The organism is Jeotgalibacillus terrae (genome assembly GCF_016908195.1).
Lineage (GTDB): Bacteria > Bacillota > Bacilli > Bacillales > Jeotgalibacillaceae > Jeotgalibacillus > Jeotgalibacillus terrae.
Genome location: NZ_JAFBDK010000042.1, coordinates 1 through 5530, shown reverse-complemented (window position 1 = coordinate 5530; position 5530 = coordinate 1). Strand labels below are relative to the sequence as shown.

3 protein-coding genes are annotated in these 5530 nt (G+C 43.1%); all 3 read left to right on the top strand.

The annotated features are described in order from the left end of the window. Positions 1–196 precede the first annotated feature (196 nt). The 3 genes from JOD21_RS19095 (at position 197) to JOD21_RS19085 (ending at position 5404) form a co-directional block, all read left to right on the top strand. The gene (locus JOD21_RS19095; protein ID WP_204731087.1) at positions 197–1708 is read left to right on the top strand and encodes a potassium/proton antiporter; all 1512 of its coding nucleotides are present in this window, start codon (positions 197–199) and stop codon (positions 1706–1708) included. A 140-nt stretch (positions 1709–1848) separates the two neighbouring features. Continuing rightward, a complete protein-coding gene (locus JOD21_RS19090) occupies positions 1849–3579 on the top strand; it encodes an ABC transporter ATP-binding protein (protein ID WP_204731086.1) in 1731 nt (576 codons plus the stop codon). Beyond that, on the top strand, positions 3569–5404 hold the full coding sequence (locus JOD21_RS19085; RefSeq protein WP_204731085.1) for an ABC transporter ATP-binding protein: 1836 nt from the start codon (positions 3569–3571) through the stop codon (positions 5402–5404). Before JOD21_RS19090 ends, JOD21_RS19085 begins: the two co-directional genes overlap by 11 nt. The last annotated feature ends 126 nt before the right edge of the window (positions 5405–5530 follow it).

Sequence of the window (5530 nt, the reverse complement as noted above, 5' to 3'; positions counted from 1 at the left end):
ACGATTAAACGGCCTCAGCCCTATAGAATATAGAGCGAAAGCCGCTTAAATCACTTTTATTATTTCCACTGTCTACTTGACGGGGGGCAGTTCAGGCAGTTGTCCGGTCTTTTTCTTATGTTTAGTGCTTCACAAGCGTAAAATAAAATTTGTTTTGATATAATACAATTATTGCAATATTTAAAGGAGTGAGTTTGTGGATTTTTCGGTTGACGGTTTGATTTTTCTTATGGCTGCCATGCTGATTATCGGGGTAGCTGCTACAAAGTTTTCTTCGCGTTTAGGTATGCCCTCTCTTGTTCTTTTCTTAATTGCCGGAATGCTCCTCAGTGAATTTATTTATTTTGAGAATACTGAATTTGTTCAGCTGGTAGGAATACTTGCACTTATTATTATTCTATTTGAAGGTGGTACACAGACCAGCTGGAAAAGCATTAAACCTGTTCTTGGCGCATCGACCTCTCTTGCAACTGCGGGTGTTTTGATCACTTCAGGTATAGTAGGTCTTGCTTCAGTATGGATCCTTGATCTGACTTGGCTCGAAGGCTTTTTGCTGGGTGCGATTGTAGGTTCTACGGATGCTGCAGCAGTATTTTCTGTGCTGGGTACAAAAAATATTAAAGAAAAACTGACTTCGACGCTTGAAGCAGAATCCGGGACGAATGATCCGATGGCTGTTTTTTTAACGGTTATGTTTATTGAGCTGATTCAGATTCCGGACACAGGGTTCTGGTCAATGATTGCCGGGTTCCTGATTCAGATGACTGTTGGATTAATCGCAGGGCTGGTGCTCGGAAGGTTAACTGTTACTACTATCACAAAAATTAATCTGGATGCATCTGGACTTTATCCGGTACTGGCATTGTCTTTCGCAATATTTACATATGCAGGAACAACCTTTATCAACGGGAGCGGTCTTTTGGCGGTTTATGTCATGGCGGTCGTGGTTGGTAATCAGGAAATTCCATACCGGCATTCTATTTTACGTTTTAATGAAGGCTTTGCCTGGATGATGCAAATTGTGATGTTTATCATGCTTGGACTACTGGTGTTTCCGAACCAGTTGCTTGAAGTCGTATGGCAGGGAATGCTGCTTTCGATCATTCTGATGTTGATTGCAAGGCCTGTCGGAGTATTTCTCAGTATGCTTGGCATGAAGTATAACAGTAAGGAAAAGCTCTTTATTTCATGGGCGGGATTAAAAGGAGCTGTACCAATCGTACTTGCCACTTATCCAATCATAGCAGGACTTGAAAATGCAATGCTGATTTTTAATACTGTCTTTTTCGTTGTCTTGACTTCAGCGCTCATTCAGGGTGGTACACTTTCATGGCTCGGCAATAAACTGGGACTCGCCGGGGAAGAAAAGCTGCAGAGTCCATACAGTCTTGAATTGATTGCACTTGGAAAAACAGAGTCTGAGATGGTGGAACTCACTATTCCTGAAAATGCAGCTATAGCGGGGATGAAGCTGGCAGATATTACGCTTCCGAAATATACACTGATTACAGCTGTCATAAGAAAAGAAAAGATATTGACGCCAACTGGTGTGACGAGGTTAAAAGAAGGGGACACATTGTATGTTCTTACAAAAAAGAAAACCCGGGATCTAGTAAAAATCCGTTTTTACCAGAAAAAATGGGAGCCGGGTCAAATTGATGATGAACAGCAACAGGATCATGAAAGTCCCGAAAAGTCAGGCTCATAAGCCTGGCTTTTCTTATGAATAAGGTATTATATGAAGTCGGAAAAGTTCTGTCTGCTCAAATCTCTCTGAAAAGTGGCAAAATTATGGTACAGTACGAGTAAGTATTTCGAGTCTCAAATGGTCTGGAAGGAAGAATGCTCATGACAAAAATCACCTCGTATCTAACACCATATAAAATAGCCATTATTATTGCATTACTGCTGATGCTGACTGAACTGGCAGTTGAACTCGTTCAGCCGCTTATTATTTCATACATTATCGACCAGGGGATTCAACAGAATAACCTGTCTGCCGTCATGATGTGGGGAGCTGTTCTGATCGGCTGTTCACTCGCTGCGTTTGCTGCAGGGGTAACAAATTCTTTTTATTCTTCACACGTCAGTCAGAGCTTCGGCTTTGATATCAGAGAAGCATTGTATAAAAAAGTACAGGATTTCTCATTTTCAAATTTCAGCGTGTTTCCAACGTCATCTCTGATTACGCGTCTGACAAATGACGTTACAATGTTGCAGAATACTGTGTTTATGAGTCTGAGAATCATGATGCGTGCACCACTTCTTGTGATCGGAAGTGTCATTATGGCACTGCTTGTGAATCCGATGCTCGCACTCGTTCTGGTAATTTCAGTCCCGGTTCTTGTTTTATTTTTAATTGTCATTATGAGTAAAGCAGGCAGCCTGTTCAAATCAGTTCAGGAACGTCTCGATCATGTGAATAACGTGATGCAGGAAAACCTGATTGGAATCAGACTGATCAGAGCGTTTCTGCGCGGTAAGCATGAAATGAAAAGGTTCCGGCAGTCGAGTGAACAGCTGATGGATAAAACAGTCGCTGCACTGCGCCTGATTGAAGTAACAATGCCGGTTATTTTACTTTTGATGAACCTGAGCATTCTTGTGATTCTCTGGTATGGAACTGTTGAAGTAAATACTGGTGGCGCAAGCGTAGGTGAAGTCGTTGCGATTGTGAACTATGCAACGAGAATGACGGGAGCACTATCAATCGTTACCATGATCATTATGGTATTTTCCCGTGCAAAAGCGTCAGGTGCGCGGATCAGTGAAGTCATTAATACGGATGTGGATCTGTATGACAGCGATTCAAGTGAAAGCTTTATGATTAAAAGAGGCGAAGTCACTTTTGAACACGTGAGCTTTACATATCCTGAGACCTCTGTAAAAGTGCTCGATCAGCTTTCATTTACCGTTAAGCCTGGAGAGAGGGTCTCCGTGATCGGGGGAACCGGTTCGGGTAAATCAACCATCTTTCAGCTCATTCCAAGACTTTATGATGTCAGTGAAGGCGCGGTAAAAATCGACGGTCAGTCAGTTCATGAAATGACACTTAAAAACCTGCGCAGCCAGATTGGCTTTGTACCACAGGAAGCGATGCTATTTACGGGGACAATACAGGAAAATATCCGATGGGGTAATGAGCATGCGACATTTGAAGAGGTGCAGGAGGCTGCAAAAAGTGCACAGATTCATGACACCATTATGAGTCTGCCGAAACAATATGACACGGTACTTGGGCAAAAAGGAGTCAATCTCTCAGGCGGTCAGAAGCAGCGCTTATCGATTGCAAGAGCGCTAGTCAAAAAACCGGTGATTTTATTACTCGATGACAGCACAAGCGCCCTTGATATGAAAACAGAAGCAAAATTACTGTCAGCGCTTAAAGACCTGTCATGCACAACAATTATGATTACACAGAAAATCAGTACTACAATGGCTTCAGACCGTATCCTGTTAATTGATGACGGCAGGCTGCTTGATGAAGGCAGTCATGATGAACTGATCAGGCAATCAACGCTTTACCGGAAAATTGTTGAATCCCAGGCCGGAAAGGAGGCTTTGCCATATGCTGAATGAAATCAGACGCCCGTTTCAATATAAGAGGCGTTCACTTAAAGAGATAGAGGAGTCTGCAGCAGGGTCGAAAAAACGTAAAGCAGATGACTTCACAGGTACTGTCAAAAAGATCTGGCACTATCTGTCAATGAATAAACTGAAGCTCTACCTTGTGCTATTCATGGTACTGATCAGTTCAGCAATGGCACTGCTTGGTCCTTTCCTTGTCGGAATGGCCATTGATGATTATATTGTTTCAGGTGATGCAGACGGTCTTATTCAGCTGATCTGGCTGCTTGCTGCTGTATATGTTGTCTATTCTCTGTCTATGTGGTTTCAGGCGATGTGGATGGTCAGAATCGCACAGGAAACCGTTTTTACAATGCGTACACAGCTTTTTAATCATCTGCAGAAGCTGCCTATTCCTTTTTTTGATAAAAGGCAACACGGCGAGTTAATGAGCCGTGTAACAAATGATATGGAAAACGTGAGTTCCACGCTGAACAGCTCAGTGATTCAAATCGTCTCAAGTGTGTTGACACTCGTTGGAACAGTGGGTGTGATGCTCTACTTGAGTCCGCTTCTAACGCTCATTACAGTACTTGTAATTCCTGCTATGGTGCTTGGGTTAAAGTGGATTACAAAGCGTACAGGCAGACTGTTCAAGGAGCAGCAGAAGAATCTCGGGGAGCTCAATGGCTACATTCAGGAAACACTTTCAGGTCAGAGGATTATTAAAACTTTCTCACAGGAAGAACGTGTCATTCATCAGTTTGAGGAAAAGAATGAAAAACTCAGACTCGCAGGATTTTGGGCACAGACATTCTCAGGCTTTATCCCGAAGCTGATGAACTTTTTAAATAACCTGAGCTTTGCTGTGATTGCACTGGTCGGTGGCGTACTTGCGCTGAATGGCTATATTACAATCGGGGTCATTGTGATCTTTGTTGAATATTCACGTCAGTTCACGCGTCCGCTTAATGACCTGGCAAACCAGTTCAATACACTGTTATCGGCTGTTGCAGGAGCTGAGCGGGTCTTTGACATAATGAGTGAGGATGAAGAAAGGAAAGACGAGAAGCATGCGAAGACGCTTGATCGTCTTGAAGGAAGGGTTATTTTTGACCACGTATCTTTTTCATATGAAGAAGATGAAGTCATTTTAAGCGACCTGTCTTTTGAAGCTTCACCTGGTGAGACAATTGCGTTAGTTGGACCAACAGGGGCAGGAAAGACGACGATTATCAATCTGCTGTCACGCTTTTATAACCCGACAGGCGGAAGAGTGCTGATCGATGGAACGGATCTGACGAATATTAAGCGTTCAAGCTTAAGAAGCCATATGGCTTTTGTGCTGCAGGATTCTATCCTGTTTCAGGGTACGATCCGTGAAAATATCCGCTACGGCAGGCTTACTGCGTCAGACAGTGAAGTCGAAGAAGCTGCACGCATGGCTAATGCGGACAGTTTTATCAGAAAGATGCCTGACGGTTATGATACTGTGCTGAAAGCTGACGGTGAAGGGATCAGCCAGGGACAAAGACAACTGCTTGCTATTGCCAGAGCGATGCTTGCTGATCCTGATCTGCTGATTCTTGATGAAGCAACATCAAGTATTGATACTGTCACAGAAATCAAGATCCAGGAAGCGCTGGAGGTTCTCATGAAGGGCAGAACAAGCTTTGTGATTGCCCACAGGCTAAACACCATTCAAAATGCAGATCAGATTCTGGTTCTGAATAACGGCCAGCTGATTGAAAGAGGAAATCATGACCAGCTGATTGAGAGAAACGGCTTTTATGCAGACCTGCAAAAAAGCCAGCTGAAAGAACAGCTTTCCGGTTGAGTTCATATTAAAAAAGTCCACAGTTCATCACTTTGATATGCTCCCCTCTAAGTAGACAGATTAAAAACAAAAATCTGTTTGCCTAGGGGGGAGCTTTTCTATGTCTTATAAACGTTATTCTCTTGA

Coding starts and splice junctions, on each gene's coding strand:
- JOD21_RS19085 (WP_204731085.1), top strand. CDS start 3,569: ATGCTGAATGAAATCAGACGCCCGTTTCAATATAAGAGGCGTTCACTT.
- JOD21_RS19090 (WP_204731086.1), top strand. CDS start 1,849: ATGACAAAAATCACCTCGTATCTAACACCATATAAAATAGCCATTATT.